We start from the raw sequence: 14,870 nt of genomic DNA on the forward strand, positions 1-14,870 counted from the left end.
TTGCTAGCATAAAGTCGCGGCGCGATTTATCGCGCCGCGATGGATTTACGCAGTGGTGATACGAAACTGCGCCATTGATGCCTGTAGCTGCTGCGATTGCGCTTCCAGCGATTGAGTTGCCGCGCTGGCTTCTTCTACCAATGCCGCATTCTGCTGCGCAACCTCATCCATTTGCGTCACTGCCTGATTCACCTGCTCAATACCACGACTTTGCTCCTCAGATGAGACAGAAATCTCCTTCATCAGCGTCGTCACGCGCATCACCTCACTGGAGATCTCATCCATCGTTTCGCCTGCCTGTGTCGCCATGGCGCTACCCTCTTTCACCCGAGTTTGCGATTCGCTAATCAACTCACGAATCTCCTTCGCGGCGGTGGCACTGCGGCCAGCCAGGGTACGCACCTCATTCGCCACCACGGCAAAGCCTCGTCCCTGTTCACCGGCGCGGGCGGCTTCAACCGAAGCGTTAAGCGCAAGGATATTGGTCTGGAAAGCGATGCCGTCAATCACGCTGAGAATATCGGCTATGCGATCGGAGCTGTGGGTGATCTCCTGCATCTTCTCAATCACGTAGCACACCACTTCTGCGCCACGGTCGGCGGTATCAGAGACGCTGTTCGCCAGCTGGTGCGCCTGCTGGGCATTGCTGGCGTTGAGCCGCACCGTGGCAGTGAGCTGCTCCATGCTGGCAGCCGTTTGCTCCAGTGACGCCGCCGATTCTTCGGTACGCTGCGAAAGGTGCACCGTCCCGGCCGCCAGTTCGCGGCTGCCCACATCAATTTGCAGACTGGCTTCACGTACCTGGCTGACGGAATCTCGCAGGGCCAGCTGCATGGTCGCCAGAGCCTGATTAAGGCGCCCCAACTCATTATGGGTGGCTTCGGGCAGGGTTTGTGACAGATCTCCTGCGGCAACCTGTTGCAGATGACCAATCGCGCTTTCCAGCGGTCTCAGCAGTAGGCGACGCAGGATCTGCCAGGCCAGTACGATCAACACCACCGTCAACAGCATGGCAATACCAATCAAAATTTTCATCTGCGTTTCATTACGCGCCGCCTTCGCCAGACGATCGGCAGAGACCTGATCGGCATACAAGCTGAAATCGTTTACCGCTTTGGCGTAGTTGGCCGCCAGGGTGGAGAGGTTACCTTCCAGCACCGTGTAATATTCATCGGTATACTGCTTTTGCAGCGCATCCATCATCGGCGAGATGCCTTGCTTAAGATAAGCATCAAAGCTAGCTGCCACCGCATCCGCCAGAGTTTTACCTTGTGCCGTCACCGTACCCGCATCGACAAAATCTTTCAGATGCTTTTGCGAAGTGACGACATCGGCCTGGGCCTGTTTGGTCACCGCAGCGCCCTCATCCAATAAACCGATTTCGATTTTGCGCACCGCCAGCGCGCCACTGGCACGGGCGCGCATCAGATCAGCATTGCTTTGATACAGGCTATTGAGTTCAATCCCCTGGATACGATTAATCACATCCAGCGACTGATTACCTGCATTGATGGCGTAAATCCCCAGAGTGCTGACCGCCAGCAGCAGCAACGTCATAAAAGCGAGTAGTGTGAGTAGACCGGTCCGTACTGATAAATTTTTGATCATGATAGTACCCGTGTGTGTAGAAAAAGGCAGAAATCCAGCAGCCCTAAAACGGATAAGTTATCGGCAGTCACTTCGCTAAACTTTAACCATTGTTGATGGTCAATCTGCTGATGATCACCTGTTCTTCAATAATGCTAAAGTCCCCCCCATCCCACTTGAGGAAGTTCCGTATGAAAAAATGGCTCCCGGTTACTTGCCTGTTGCTGAGTAGTTATGTGACCGCACAAGGCAATTCTATCGACCAAACGTTGCAGCAATGCCTGAACAAGGAGTCCAGCACCGTTGGAATGTCTCAATGTTATGACGCTGCTAATAAGGCATGGGATCAGGAGATGAACAACCAGTACAACCAAATGATGAAAAAATTAACTGGTGAATCCAAAGCCAAACTTAAAAACGCCCAACGTGCCTGGCTGGCGTATCGCGATAGCTGGCTTGATGCCAGCAAAAGTTATTTTTCCGCCAACCAGGGCACCATGGCCGTACTTTCCATTGGGGCGCAGGGGGTAGATCTGGTGCGTAATCAGGCACTGATGCTGCAATCGATTAACAAAGGCAGTTGCGCGAATCCCGATGATTGTTGATAAATGGGGGCGGTAAAAACCGCTTCGCGTTGGCAATTGCCAGCGCCCCATCAATCCTCAGGGAGAAATCATGGCTGCTTATGCCTCCACCATCATTCTGATTTGCCTCGCCATTCTGAGTTATTTCGTCCATAACAATGCTGTCACTATCTCAATTTTGATTCTGCTGGCGATTAAAATTACCCCGCTGGCTCAGTTCTTCCCTTATGTCGAAAAACAGGGGATTCAACTCGGGATTATTATTTTGACGGTGGCGGTGATGGCACCGCTGGCAAGTGGTTCGCTGCCCGCGTCCTCGTTAATCAAATCTTTCGCCAACTGGCAATCGATTGTGGCGATTCTGGTCGGGGTGTTTGTGGCATGGTTGGGTGGTCGCGGCGTGAACTTTATGAGCGCACAGCCCTCGGTGATTGGCGGCTTACTGATTGGTACGGTGATTGGTGTCGCCTTCTTCCGGGGCGTTCCGGTCGGACCACTGATTGCTGCGGGTATCGTCTCGCTATTTGTCGCAGCGAAGTAACCCGCTGGACCATTCCGAAACGCCAAAAAGAGGGCATACTTTCGGAGTCAGTTGGCTATAATAGCCGACACTCAACTTACGACTAATGAAGGAAAGCCAGATGAGTTTGAACCAGGTGCCCGCAGGTAAAGATCTGCCAGAAGATATCTATGTCATCATCGAGATCCCGGCCAACGCCGATCCGATCAAATATGAAGTCGACAAAGAGTCTGGCGCCCTGTTTGTAGACCGTTTTATGTCTACCGCCATGTTCTATCCGTGCAACTACGGTTATATCAACCACACCCTGTCTCTGGATGGTGACCCGGTTGACGTACTGGTCCCGACCCCGTATCCGCTGGAGCCGGGTTCAGTTATCCGTTGCCGTCCGGTTGGCGTGTTGAAAATGACCGACGAATCCGGTGAAGATGCCAAACTGGTTGCGGTTCCGCATACCAAGTTGAGCAAAGAGTACGATCACATTAAAGATGTGAACGACCTGCCGGAACTGCTGCGTGCGCAGATCACCCACTTCTTTGAGCACTACAAAGATCTGGAAAAAGGCAAATGGGTGAAAGTTGACGGCTGGGATAACGCTGAAGCCGCTAAAGCTGAGATCATCTCCTCTTTCGAACGCGCACAGAAGAAATAATCTGTTAATCGCAGCGGAAGATATCCTGCAAACAGGCCCGATGTTCGGGCCTGTTTTTTTACCTCTGCCAGAAGCTAACGCTGGCATCCTTGCAACGTAAAGTCGACCGTCAATCGATTTTGATATTTATACAAATCATAATCTTGATGGTGTGCAATACGTTCCCCCTGACACAATCCTTCGCGCAGATTCTCATTCGTCACGGTAAGGGAGTCTTTCAACGGGTTCAGTAGCTGATAGCCTTTGAGCGCCATATAGGGAAACGGAAACCACCAGTTGGCGAAGTATTCGGGAATCAGGACACCCAGAACCGGATAATTTCTCAGTGAATTTTTATAAACCATGGCGCGCGGCGATGTCCCAACAAACTGCATATAAAAGTTCTGATCGGAGAGTGCTGCTGTATCATTTTTCAACAGATAAACGATACCCTGATTAATATTATCCTGCTGCTTAATCGCATTTCCGTATACATAAATGCTGGTAACGGCATAAAGCAAAGGGAATGCCATCACACCAAGAACAAAACACATTTTTCCTCTAAATGCCCAGGCAATCAACGTGGCGCTAAACAACATAAATCCGCTGATTGAAAGCAAAGCACGCGGAACCAGCAACGCATTTTCCAAAAACAACAGGCTACCCGGAATCATGACAAACGCAACAAAGGGTAAAAGCAGCGCTAATAAACTCACTGCGACACGTGAATTCCCCCTCGCCAATCTTACATAACGTAGGGCGATAACCGCGGCAGAAATAACCGATAAGACCAGAATGGTGATCAATACAACCATTCCTTTACCATCTTTATAAAATGTCTGATTAATGAAACCCCAATAAGCCTCCAGGTTATTATTTATCGTCATCCAGAGTTGATGAGCCGCGATATTGGGATGGTTAGCCGGATGATCACCAGAGAAAGTCGCTGGCAAAATAATTTTCAAATAAATTATCGATGCAAGCAGAACCTCCACCCCACGTTGCAACAAACTCATAAAAATAACCGCTGGGCGATCATTGTTTACGATTTGCCGAAAAGTCACCACCAAGGCCATCATCACAGCAATATTAACAGTGATCTGGTAAAGGCTGTAGATTGCAATAATAATAGCAACACCAACAACCAATCGAACCACTCTATTTAATGGTGGCAAGAGTACCCATGCAAAACTTAATGTCAGCGCACAACTCAAAGTCAACACATCAAAACGGTATGAGAAAATTTCCGCAAGATACGGGTTTGATAAAAAACTCAGTGTTGCCAGCACACTCATCCAGCCAGGTATATCACTAAAGTTTTTATGATGATAAAGAGAAAAAACCAGCGCCAGCAGTGCTGCTGAAATGATTAACGGTAGGGGAAATATATCTGCCATGTGGCTACTGAGGAAGAGTAATTTCATGATGACATCGGCCAATGGCCTGCCATCTCCTCCCCAGTTAGTGTATCCTTGTGTCGCCCGTCCATTGTCATCAATATAATATATATTAGCGATAAGCAATGGCAGGCAATAAAGCAATGTAGCAATAAGATAAGTATTATAAGATTTTTTCATTTCCTTTCTCGTTTATCATTTTTATCCCAACCCTGTGAACGTGTGTCATCGACCAAACCAGATAAATCTCCCTTTCAGCATCTGACCCGAGCAGTAAAAAAGGGTCATGTCCGACATGACCCTTTTTAATCACTGTAACCATTCAGTTTAGCCACGACTAACCTGAATTTTTATCGGTTACTCATCCTTTGGCAGATCCTCACGCAGCAACCAGTCACCGCTGGTGATACGAGTGAGTCCTTTGATTGAACGCTGATAAACGTAAAGCCAGGCGCTGCCGTAGGGCGTCTGGATCAATTGGCGTTTGTATTCGCCATTTCTGGTGCGCAAAGCATCCAGCTCGCCCAGGGTGCTGGCGTCGATGCGATAGACTTCGCAATAGACGCTTCCCTCCCCTTCAACCACGCCCGGGTAGTGACCGAGATTGTAGAGTTCAAACCCTTCAATCTGATGGTCACCAAGCCATTGCGCATTCGTCATCCAGTGACTGTTTCCTTGTTTGCGCCGTAAACTGCCGTAGACAATTATTCGCATTGCTAAAACTCAAACTGATAGAGCAAATCCAGTGCCTGATCAACGCCAGACACGGCTTCCAAATAGAGTTTGGGCATCAGGCGATAACGCAAGGTTAAAGTCGCCAGTGAATCAAATATGCCAACACCGTATTTTACTTGCAGACCCGGCAGCACATAACCACTTACCTGCACCTGCTGGCTGTCGCCAACCCCGGTGGTATCAAGTGCAAGGTTACTAACACCGAACGTCTCGCCGATTTTACCCATAACCTGCCCACTTTGTGCAACCCCCAAGCCAATTAACGCTGAAGTTAACGCGTTGCTGTCACCGTTAGCATCAAGTCCCTGACCACGCAACAGATAAGAAAGTGCCTCCTGCTGCGACATCGCTGGGTCAGAAAAGATTTCCACCTTAGGTTCATCGGCTAACCCGGTCACGCGGATCCCGGCAGTGACATCATCCTCGGTAGACTCCGGGTTACGGATGGCTTCAAGGTTCAGATACGGCTGATCGGGTGGTCCGGCGAATTGCAGTTCGCCTTTACGCACAATCAGATCTTGACCATAAGCACGGAAACGACCGTCTGGAATATTAATCTGGCCATTTAAACCAAGACCGGTTTTATCCTGTACCAGCTTCAGATCACCATTCAACTTCGCCTTCAGGCCGAAAGCCGACAGGCGTACATCGTTGCCGACGTGGATAACCAGATTGCTGTTAATCGGAATCGCGGTGGTTTTCGACTGAATCGGCTTAAGGTTCTGGTCCAGCATCACCTCATCCGACGATACGCCAGTGGCACTTTCCGGCACTTCCTGCACCGTGATACGCGCCCAAGGGATATCCACTCTGCCGTCAAGATTGAAGGCAGCTGGCGTCGCTTCAAACACCAGGTCTGGCGACACATCCATACGCACCATCGGCGGTACGGTGACGCGTACCCGGCTGCCCTGTGCAGCAATACGCGCACGCCAGTTATCCAGTTGGCTCCAGTCGGCATTGCCGTTGAGGTTGATATTGCCTTGTGCGGTCTGAATCAAACCATTGAGGGTCGAACTCATGCCGTTAAACACCAGGTTGAGATTGGCGGCAGTGAGGTCAACCGGCATAAAGCTGGCTTCCACATCTACGCCACTCAACGCCAACTGACCGAACACCTGCGGCTGTTGCAGATCGCCGCCGAGGCGCAGAGCGCTGTTGAGGCTGCCCTTGATCTTCTCACCCTGCATCAATGCCGGGTTGAACATCGCCAGCGAAATATTGCTGATATTGACGTTACCCGACAGCTGACGCCGCTTCTCAGGATCGGCAATTTGCACGTTACCACTCAGTTGGCCGTTATTCGCAATGCGAATCAGCCAGTCGAGCTGGGCACGGCCGTTTTGCATGGCAGCATTGAGGTTGAGGGTGTCGAAAGCAATCGGCAGTGTGTTGCCCTGCACATCCTGTTCAACTTTCACGCCATTACCCTTCAGCGAAACGGTGCCGGTTGGCAGTGCACCGTCGGCCGTCCAGTTCACACGAGCATCACCACTGAACACACCGGTCAGCTTGGTTTCATCGGTGAGGAAAGGTTTGATCATCGCTAAATCAAAACGACTCAGCACCACGTGCGCGTGACCACTGGCTCCCGCTTCAATCGGCTCCGGCACGCATACTTGCGCATTGGGGTTCTGCCAGCAGTGTGGCCCGATAGTCGCGGTCTGCTTGCTGTTGAGATAATCAATCGCCATCGCTCGTGTCAGACGCCACTCGCCCACCGGCGTATCGAAGCGGGTGTTGTTCAGCGTACCCTGCCAGTGCTGGGTTTTGCGGTCAAAGCTGCCATTCAGCGCCAGTTGGCCAGAGACCGGTTCACCCTGCACGTTGAGCTTCAGCTGATGTTGCTTTTCATTGCCGTCAGCATTAAGCGTCAGCAAATTGATCGCCAGCGCGTCCTGCTTCAGTTGCTCAACACGCAGTTGCAGTTTACCGGCCACCTGGTCGCTGGATTTCACATCCCCCTGCAACACAACACGCGCAATGCTCAGCGCCTGCCAGCGCAGGCCAGTCGCGGTGAGATCCGCCAACACCTGCGGTGCCTGTAGCGTTCCACGCGCTTTGATGTTGCCTTTCACCACACCACCCAGCCCCGGCAGCGCATTGTCGAGGTGCGGCGCATCAATAACGGCGTCGAGATTGAGGGCATCACCCAATTCGCCTTTCACATCCACATGGTTTCGCCCCAGTACCAGGTTGATGCCGGGGATTTTCCACTGGTTGTAGCTATTGCCGGTAAGCGAGCCGTCAGCACTCACGGCGTTGTTTTTCACATTCCCTTTCAGCTGTAAATGCGGCACGCTCAGCTGCCAGGTGCCGCCGTATAGACTGCCGCGCGTGGCGATTTTGCCATCCAGCTTCGCGGGCCACTCCGGGTATTGTTTGGCGGTATTGATGCCGGATAGCGTCAGTTCACTGTGCCAACTGATCGCTTTGCTCCAGTCCACCAGCGCCGTCAGGTCGATATTGCCTTGCAAAGCGGCGACGCGCAGTTTGTCGAGACTGAACTGCTGCACATTCCCCTTGCCGTCGAGTGATATGTCAGCAGGTGGGACGCCTTCCCCTTTCACCGCCGTACGCAATGACATCACGTAATCGGTAGCTTTTCCTTTGAACTGGTAATCCAGATTATCCGCCTGATACTGCACCGGCCCGGTCAGCGGCCAGCGTAGTTGGGGACTGGTCAGCTTCAGTGACAACGGCAGCCCTGCCACCGCAGGCTGGGCGGCGGCATCCAGTTGTGCCTGCACCGGACCGGACAGATTGAGCGCCAGCTTCACTTCATCACGCAGCGCGCCGCTCAGGTTCAGTTTAATCTTCTCACCTTTTATCGGGTCGAGATTCACTGCGCCGTTGAGCGCAAAATTCACCGGCCAGTTATCAGCCAGAGTGGCATCGCCGCTGGCGTTGATCTGCCCTTGCGTGGAATCAACGTCGAAGGTTTCCAGTTGCAGATGGCGATCGGTGGTCTGGGCTTTCAGCAGCAGGCTGTTGATCGTGACATCGGTATCGCCGGTCAGCCGTAGCTGTTTGCCGCTTAGCTCCTGTACGGTGATATCCAACGGCAGCTGGAAGTCTGGCAATGCAGGCAGTAGCGGTTGAGCGAACATCGCCTGCAATGTCTCACCAAGCGGTTTTTCTTCCGGCTGTGGCTGCTGAATTTTCGGCTGCACCACCTGTTCGTCGACCACTTTGGCTGCCTTGGGCAGCGCAATCAGCAGGCTTTCAATATGGGTGGGTGTCAACGTCAGCGCACGATCCTGCCAGTGCAGGCCGGTAGTGAAATCAAGCAGCGAAATTGCCGTATCATCCACTTTGACGTTGATGTTATGCAGGCCGACTTTACTGAGTGTAATCGGATAGGGCGTGCTGAGATTGGTTGTACCACTCTCCGGCTCTGGCGCAGCCTGACTGGCCGGTGCCATTTTCTTGCTATCCACCACCACGCTGACATCCTGCAATGCGATGTCGTTGACACACACCGATGAATGCAACAGGCAATTCAACCTGAGCGCCAGATGGAAGCGCCCGGCATCCACGCTGACACCCGGCATTTCATATTTCACGCCACTCAGTGTCAGATCGCGCCAGCCACCTTCAACTTTGTTGATCGATAATCCCGGCACCCAGCGATCGGCTCCTTTCAACAACAGATGCAAACCCGGAGTGGTGCCAATCAGGAACGCCACGCTGCCGAAAATCAGCAGCAGAAAAATACCAAAACCAATCAGGACCTTTTTCCACAGCTTCATAGTTCAGGCCCCAGTCCGATATAAAATTGCAATCCATGCTCCTCATCATCACCAATCGGACGGGCGATATCGAGTTTGATCGGCCCGACCGGAGAGGCCCAGCGTACGCCAAAGCCTGCACCGGTTTTGAAATTGCTTTGTTTGATATCGTTTACCGCTTCACCGGAGTCGACGAACACCGCTCCCCACCATTTACCGGTGACGTTGTACTGATATTCGACGGAGCCGGTCGCCAGTTTCGAGGCACCGGTCAACTTGCCGTTGTCATCACGGGGTGAAATTCCCTGATACTTGTAACCGCGAATGCTGCGGTCGCCCCCGGCGAAGAAGCGCAGGTCGGGCGGCACTTTTTCAAAATCGTTGGTTTCGATCCAGCCGAGATTGCCGCGCAGCACAAAGCGGTTCTTCTCACCGAGGGTGCGGATCCAGACGTTTTGTGCCTGTAAGATCAGAAAGTCGACATCCGAACCCCAGGTGGTGTCCGACACATCGGCGGAATAGCGCTGTGAATCTCCCCAATCAGGCATCAGGCCACCGCGTGAACGGGTGCGGCTGAGGCTGACGCCGGGATACAGCAACATGGTGGTGTTGGTGACGCTGCCTTGGGTAAAGTGGTCGAGACTCCAGCGCAGGTTGATCGCTTTTTGCCAACCGCTGCTGCTATCCCAGTTGCGCGACATACCGAGCGTGGTGGTGTCGGCTTTGGTGTCGTTCAGATCGGTGCGTTTTACCCCGCCGGAGAAGGTATAGTATTGTTCCAACGGGCTTTTTAGCAGCGGGACTTTGTAGCTAAGATCGAGCTGCTGTTCCGGGGCGGAAATATAGGCGCTGGTGGTCAGGCTATGGCCGCTGTCATTAATCCACGGCTTTTTCCAGGTGCCTTTCAGGCGCGGCCCTACATCCGTGGAGTAACCAATACCGGTTTCGAGGGTGTTTTCCACGCGCGGCGAAACCACGGCGTTCAGCGGCAACACCTTCGTTTGCCGCCCTTTTTCAAATTCCGGTGCCACCACCACTGAATTGAACCAGCCGGTGGCGGAAAGGCGGCGGTTAAGTTCTGCTAAATCACGCGAGCTGTAGGGGTCGCCTTCTTTGAACGGCACCAGATTGCGCAGATAGGCTTCATTAATCTGCGATCCCTGAAAGGTGACGTCGCCAAAGCGATAGCGCGGGCCGCTGTCATAATCAATGTCCCAAAACGCCTCACGACGTTCTACCGATACACCAAGCTGGCTCCGCTTAAAGTCACCGTCGAAATAACCATTACGCAGCGCCAGGCTGGAAAAACCGCTTTTAAATTTGTCGTAAGCGCCGTGATTGAGCTGGGTGCCCACTTTGGGTGTCCCTTGCTTAACCCAGGCTTTGTAGTCGGGATCGTTTTTCGCCGCACCTTCTACCACAATGGTGCTGCCACCGATCTTCACCGGCTCCCCGGCAGTGACGCGCGCGATCAATACCGGGCGGCCACCCTGCGGCGGTGCCGGGCGCGATTCGAAGTCAATCTGCGGTTCGTAGTAACCCAGCGCACGCAGACCTTCTTTTATCGCAACAGCAACGCGCGCGCGAAAACGGCCGTCGTTGGAAACCTCATCGCTACCTATAGTGGAGAGGCGCGCCCTGACGTTTTTCTCTAATTCCCCGGATAAGCCTTCCAACTGCAATCGCACCTTGGCCGCCTGGAGGGCAGGTGCAACCAGCAGCAGGCTGGCCATGCAATAAACATGAAATCGTGGCACGCTTACTCCTGTTAATAATGCCTGCCCCTATTCCGCAGGGGCATGTGTCTGTTTCGCGGGTAAAACCAGTGCAGGCATACCCATCAGCATAGCCGCTCTTTTCCCCGAACAGCTGCATAAAAACGGCAACTAAGCCAAATCGCGTCTATTGTCGGCAAATGACCGGATCGATACAACAACCAAGCGGCGCTTCTGCGTCTTCTTGACAAGCACTCAGACTAATCTTAATGGCTGTAACGTCTCCGCTGGCGGCATGATAAGCGCTGCTGCTATAATCAGCATCCAGCAGGCAACGCCTGCGTTCATTTCTGCCCCGACGTTTACTGCCTTGTCGAATTGGCGCAGACATTTTTGGCACGGATAGCCCTGTTTGACTGGTGAGTACCGGACGTACGCCCTTTCCTGAGCTGCCCAGGCCAAAAATGACAAGTGATTAACCCAACGGATCTTTTATGCTCGATAGCTTACTTGTCATTCTTTTACTGATTATTATCAGTGCGTTTTTCTCCCTGTCGGAAATCTCACTGGCGGCCGCCCGTAAGATTAAGCTCAAGCTGCTGGCCGACGAAGGGAACATCAATGCACAGCGTGTCCTGAAGATGCAGGAGACGCCAGGTATGTTCTTCACCGTAGTGCAAATCGGCCTGAACGCGGTCGCCATCCTCGGTGGTATCGTCGGTGATGCGGCGTTCTCACCCGCCTTTAATTCGCTGTTCATCCGCTTTGTCTCGCCAGAACTGGCCGATCAGCTGAGCTTTATCTGCTCCTTCACCATCGTCACCAGCATGTTCATTCTGTTTGCCGATTTAACCCCGAAACGCGTTGGCATGATCGCGCCGGAAACCATTGCGCTGCGCATCATCAATCCGATGCGTTTCTGCCTGCTGGTGTTCCGCCCACTGGTATGGCTGTTTAACGGCCTCGCCAACGTCTTCTTCCGTATCTTTAAGCTACCGATGGTGCGTAAAGATGACATCACCTCCGATGACATTTATGCCGTGGTGGAAGCCGGTGCGCTGGCCGGGGTGCTGCGTAAGCAGGAGCATGAGCTGATTGAGAACGTGTTCGAGCTGGAATCGCGTACCGTGCCCTCTTCCATGACGTCGCGTGAAAATATCGTCTGGTTCGATCTGCACGAAGACGAGGGCAGCCTGAAAACGAAAATCGCCCAGCACCCACACTCCAAGTTCCTTGTGTGTGATGGCGATATTGACCATATCGTCGGTTATGTCGATTCCAAAGAGCTGCTGTTGCGCGTGCTGGGCAACCAGAGCATGACGCTGAATAGCGGTGTGCAAATCCGCTCCGCGCTGATTGTGCCGGATACGCTGACGTTATCAGAAGCACTGGAAAGCTTTAAAACCGCGGGTGAAGATTTTGCAGTGATCATGAACGAATACGCGTTGGTGGTCGGCATTATCACGCTCAATGACGTGATGACCACGTTAATGGGCGATCTGGTCGGCCAGGGGCTGGAAGAGCAGATTGTGGCGCGTGATGAGAATTCATGGCTGGTGGAAGGCGGTACGCCGATTGATGACGTGATGCGCGTGCTGCATATCGACGAATTCCCACAGTCGGGCAACTATGAAACCATCGGCGGATTTATGATGTATATGCTGCGCAAAATCCCGAAACGTACCGATTTTGTGAAGTTCGCGGGTTACAAGTTTGAAGTGGTCGATATCGATAGCTATCGCATTGACCAGTTGCTGGTGACACGCATTGATGAGCGTCCACCGGTGCTGAATGTGGCGAAGAACGCCATCGCTGATGCTGAAAATCCATCATCTTAAGAAAAGACGCGCGATAAATCGCGCCGCAACAAAATTCAGGGCGCCATCGGCGCCCTTTCTTCTGCTTAATTGTACTCGGCCTGTAGCCGCAGCACCTGGCGATTGATTTCAGACATCACGCTTAAGTGCTGTACGTCTTTGACGCGCGGGATAAGCACCTTCCCTTTATCGAACTCGAATGCGCCAACGTCCTTGATATACAACCTTCCTTTAAATAGCGTTTTTACATATTTCGCAATTTGCAGCGGATTATAACGCTGGAAGATCTTCATACTGTTCTAACTCCTGTACAGATGTAAAACGCTTCGCCGTTGCCAAAATCGGTACGAGCCCATGAAGCGAAAATGAGGCCTAAACTATAGAACATCCTGCGATGCGGATGTTCCGAAAAAATGAATTTTTTACTGAATTGACACATCATTACAGAACACTCTGTTATCACGGTCACATAATCCAGTATAAACCTTCAGACATTAAGGAATTGTGGCGTGGGTTACAAAGCTGTGAACTCGTCGCGACAGGGCGCATCATCCGCGCTTATTATTGCAGGAACATGACCAACTGGTCGGATCACCAAGGAGCAACTTTCATGCGATTGCCACATCTGGTGTTTGCACTGGCACTACTTTTACCTAATCTCGCGGCAGCACACCTGTTCAAACAAGGGGAGCGCGTGCCTGCGGTCGGTGTGAACGACAAAGGAGAATTGCTCTGGCAACAGGATAAATTTAGTTATCGCCCGTGGAATAGCGCACAGCTGATTGGCAAGGTGCGGGTCATTCAACACATTGCCGGGCGATCGTCAGCAAAAGAAAAAAATGCAGCGCTGATTGAAGCCATCAAAGCCGCCGGTTTACCGCACGACCGCTACCAGACCACCACCGTGGTAAACACGGACGATGCGATTCCGGGGACCGGTATGTTTGTGCGCAGCAGCATCGAAAGCAATAAGCAGCAGTATCCGTGGTCGCAATTTATTGTCGACAGCAACGGCAATGCGCGTAAAGCCTGGCAACTGGAAAGTGGCGGCTCAGCTGTGGTGGTGGTGGATAAGAACGGGCATGTGCAGTTCGCTAAAGATGGCGCACTGACGCAGCTGGAAGTTCAGCAGGTGATGGCGCTGTTGCATCAACTGCTGAAGTAGCGGCGCGATTAATCGCGCGCCCTGGCTCTTAATCGGCGCGATTTCGTGCGCCGTTACGGAACACGCTAAAACAGCGACACGCGGAAGCCCGGGTTGAGGAACGATTCACGTGGGGCGTAGTCAAGGGTTTTACCGGTCCAGTCATGCACATGTGCACCTGCGGCAATCGCCACCGCGTGTCCGGCACCGGTATCCCAGATGTTAGTTGGCCCAAAACGTGGGTAGAGCTGTGCTTTTCCTTCTGCCACCAGGCAGAATTTCAGCGATGAACCGATGGCCGTGGTCTGATGCTCTCCCAGTTGCTGGATATACTCTTTCAGCTCCTCATCCTTATCGAAATGAGAACGGCTGATCACCACCAGCGGTGGACGTGCATCGCGCACATGAATTTGGGTTTTATTACCGCCTTCTTCTTTCCAGGCTTTGCCTTCAGCGGCGGAATAAAGGACACCAATGGCGGGGGCATATACCACTCCCAGCACCGGTTTACCTTTTTCAATCAGGGCGATATTCACGGTGAATTCACCATTGCGTTTGATAAACTCTTTGGTGCCGTCGAGCGGATCGACCAGCCAGTAACGCTGCCAGTGCTGACGGATTTCCCAGCCAGGAGGATCTTCTTCAGACAGTACCGGCACGTCTGGCGTCAGGTTATTCAAACCGGCGACGATCACTTTATGCGCGGCGAGGTCGGCTGCCGTGACTGGGGAGTCATCCGCCTTACGTTCGATATCCATCGGCTGCACACCGTTATAAACCTGCATAATCGCATCGCCGGCCACACGAGCCAGCTGGCAAATTTGCTCTAACATACTTCACCTCTTTTCTGCTGATTCTGCTTACTCGCCACCCTCAGTAAACCTGTATCCATTTTAGCAGGCAGCCAGTTTTATCCGGCGCTCATGTCAGGGCAGAGAGCAATCTATTTTAATATCAATACCATAGTTCATTGCCTGCCGTCACCTGCGACCTGGCGATCCATGACTCA

Annotated in this window: 12 protein-coding genes; 5 read left to right on the forward strand and 7 right to left on the reverse strand. The window is 52.5% G+C overall.

Annotated features, from left to right (window positions below; translation table 11 throughout):
- Nucleotides 1-45: 45 nt before the first annotated feature.
- Nucleotides 46-1,605: a methyl-accepting chemotaxis protein gene (locus AC6I8W_RS18235; protein WP_497838229.1), complete on the reverse strand. Its 1,560-nt coding sequence runs from the start codon at nucleotides 1,603-1,605 to the stop codon at nucleotides 46-48.
- Nucleotides 1,606-1,778: 173 nt separating this feature from the next.
- Here AC6I8W_RS18235 and AC6I8W_RS18240 point away from each other — a divergent pair, with 173 nt between their 5' ends.
- The 3 genes from AC6I8W_RS18240 (at nucleotide 1,779) to ppa (ending at nucleotide 3,343) form a co-directional block, all read left to right on the forward strand.
- Entirely contained in the window at nucleotides 1,779-2,192 is a 414-nt protein-coding gene (locus AC6I8W_RS18240) for a lysozyme inhibitor LprI family protein (protein WP_497836146.1), read from the forward strand.
- A gap of 70 nt (nucleotides 2,193-2,262) precedes the next feature.
- Nucleotides 2,263-2,712, forward strand: coding sequence for a DUF441 domain-containing protein (locus AC6I8W_RS18245; RefSeq protein ID WP_497836147.1), 450 nt, complete (start codon nucleotides 2,263-2,265; stop codon nucleotides 2,710-2,712).
- A gap of 100 nt (nucleotides 2,713-2,812) precedes the next feature.
- Entirely contained in the window at nucleotides 2,813-3,343 is a 531-nt protein-coding gene (gene ppa, locus AC6I8W_RS18250) for an inorganic diphosphatase (protein WP_013510669.1), read from the forward strand.
- Nucleotides 3,344-3,417: 74 nt separating this feature from the next.
- Here the strand turns inward: ppa and AC6I8W_RS18255 are convergent, their stop codons facing one another.
- From AC6I8W_RS18255 to tamA, 4 genes are all read right to left on the reverse strand, one after another.
- Nucleotides 3,418-4,899, reverse strand: a complete 1,482-nt coding sequence (locus AC6I8W_RS18255; protein WP_497836148.1) for a glucosyltransferase domain-containing protein — start codon at nucleotides 4,897-4,899, stop codon at nucleotides 3,418-3,420.
- 177 nt (nucleotides 4,900-5,076) lie between these two features.
- Nucleotides 5,077-5,433, reverse strand: a complete 357-nt coding sequence (locus AC6I8W_RS18260) for a gamma-glutamylcyclotransferase family protein (RefSeq protein WP_497836149.1) — start codon at nucleotides 5,431-5,433, stop codon at nucleotides 5,077-5,079.
- A gap of 2 nt (nucleotides 5,434-5,435) precedes the next feature.
- Nucleotides 5,436-9,206 carry an autotransporter assembly complex protein TamB gene (gene tamB / locus AC6I8W_RS18265; protein ID WP_497836150.1) on the reverse strand — a complete coding sequence of 1,257 codons (3,771 nt, stop codon included), beginning with the start codon at nucleotides 9,204-9,206 and terminating at the stop codon, nucleotides 5,436-5,438.
- Nucleotides 9,203-10,942 carry an autotransporter assembly complex protein TamA gene (gene tamA / locus AC6I8W_RS18270; RefSeq protein WP_497836151.1) on the reverse strand — a complete coding sequence of 580 codons (1,740 nt, stop codon included), beginning with the start codon at nucleotides 10,940-10,942 and terminating at the stop codon, nucleotides 9,203-9,205. The genes tamB and tamA overlap by 4 nt, the downstream gene beginning before the upstream one ends.
- A 452-nt stretch (nucleotides 10,943-11,394) precedes the next feature.
- Here tamA and paeA point away from each other — a divergent pair, with 452 nt between their 5' ends.
- Nucleotides 11,395-12,738, forward strand: coding sequence for a polyamine export protein PaeA (paeA, locus tag AC6I8W_RS18275; protein ID WP_497836152.1), 1,344 nt, complete (start codon nucleotides 11,395-11,397; stop codon nucleotides 12,736-12,738).
- A gap of 65 nt (nucleotides 12,739-12,803) precedes the next feature.
- On the opposite strand, the gene AC6I8W_RS18280 is transcribed toward paeA, so the two are convergent.
- On the reverse strand, nucleotides 12,804-13,010 hold the full coding sequence (locus tag AC6I8W_RS18280; RefSeq protein ID WP_208724257.1) for a DUF1107 domain-containing protein: 207 nt from the start codon (nucleotides 13,008-13,010) through the stop codon (nucleotides 12,804-12,806).
- A gap of 317 nt (nucleotides 13,011-13,327) precedes the next feature.
- Between AC6I8W_RS18280 and AC6I8W_RS18285 the strand changes: the two genes are divergently transcribed.
- Entirely contained in the window at nucleotides 13,328-13,882 is a 555-nt protein-coding gene (locus tag AC6I8W_RS18285) for a YtfJ family protein (protein WP_497836153.1), read from the forward strand.
- Between the two features lie 65 nt (nucleotides 13,883-13,947).
- Here AC6I8W_RS18285 and cysQ read toward each other — a convergent pair whose 3' ends face one another.
- Nucleotides 13,948-14,694 (reverse strand): 3'(2'),5'-bisphosphate nucleotidase CysQ, encoded by a 747-nt coding sequence (gene cysQ, locus AC6I8W_RS18290; protein WP_497836154.1) that lies wholly within the window; start codon nucleotides 14,692-14,694, stop codon nucleotides 13,948-13,950.
- Nucleotides 14,695-14,870: the final 176 nt, after the last annotated feature.

The sequence above is a fragment of the Pantoea sp. X-Soil-TKNS-1211 genome (assembly GCF_059730495.1).

What these genes read in the sequence shown, in the direction of transcription:
- AC6I8W_RS18240 (WP_497836146.1), top strand. Translation starts at nt 1,779, where the DNA reads ATGAAAAAATGGCTCCCGGTTACTTGCCTGTTGCTGAGTAGTTATGTG.
- AC6I8W_RS18245 (WP_497836147.1), top strand. Translation starts at nt 2,263, where the DNA reads ATGGCTGCTTATGCCTCCACCATCATTCTGATTTGCCTCGCCATTCTG.
- ppa (WP_013510669.1), top strand. Translation starts at nt 2,813, where the DNA reads ATGAGTTTGAACCAGGTGCCCGCAGGTAAAGATCTGCCAGAAGATATC.
- AC6I8W_RS18255 (WP_497836148.1), bottom strand. Translation starts at nt 4,899, where the DNA reads ATGAAAAAATCTTATAATACTTATCTTATTGCTACATTGCTTTATTGC.
- AC6I8W_RS18260 (WP_497836149.1), bottom strand. Translation starts at nt 5,433, where the DNA reads ATGCGAATAATTGTCTACGGCAGTTTACGGCGCAAACAAGGAAACAGT.
- tamB (WP_497836150.1), bottom strand. Translation starts at nt 9,206, where the DNA reads ATGAAGCTGTGGAAAAAGGTCCTGATTGGTTTTGGTATTTTTCTGCTG.
- paeA (WP_497836152.1), top strand. Translation starts at nt 11,395, where the DNA reads ATGCTCGATAGCTTACTTGTCATTCTTTTACTGATTATTATCAGTGCG.
- AC6I8W_RS18280 (WP_208724257.1), bottom strand. Translation starts at nt 13,010, where the DNA reads ATGAAGATCTTCCAGCGTTATAATCCGCTGCAAATTGCGAAATATGTA.
- AC6I8W_RS18285 (WP_497836153.1), top strand. Translation starts at nt 13,328, where the DNA reads ATGCGATTGCCACATCTGGTGTTTGCACTGGCACTACTTTTACCTAAT.
- cysQ (WP_497836154.1), bottom strand. Translation starts at nt 14,694, where the DNA reads ATGTTAGAGCAAATTTGCCAGCTGGCTCGTGTGGCCGGCGATGCGATT.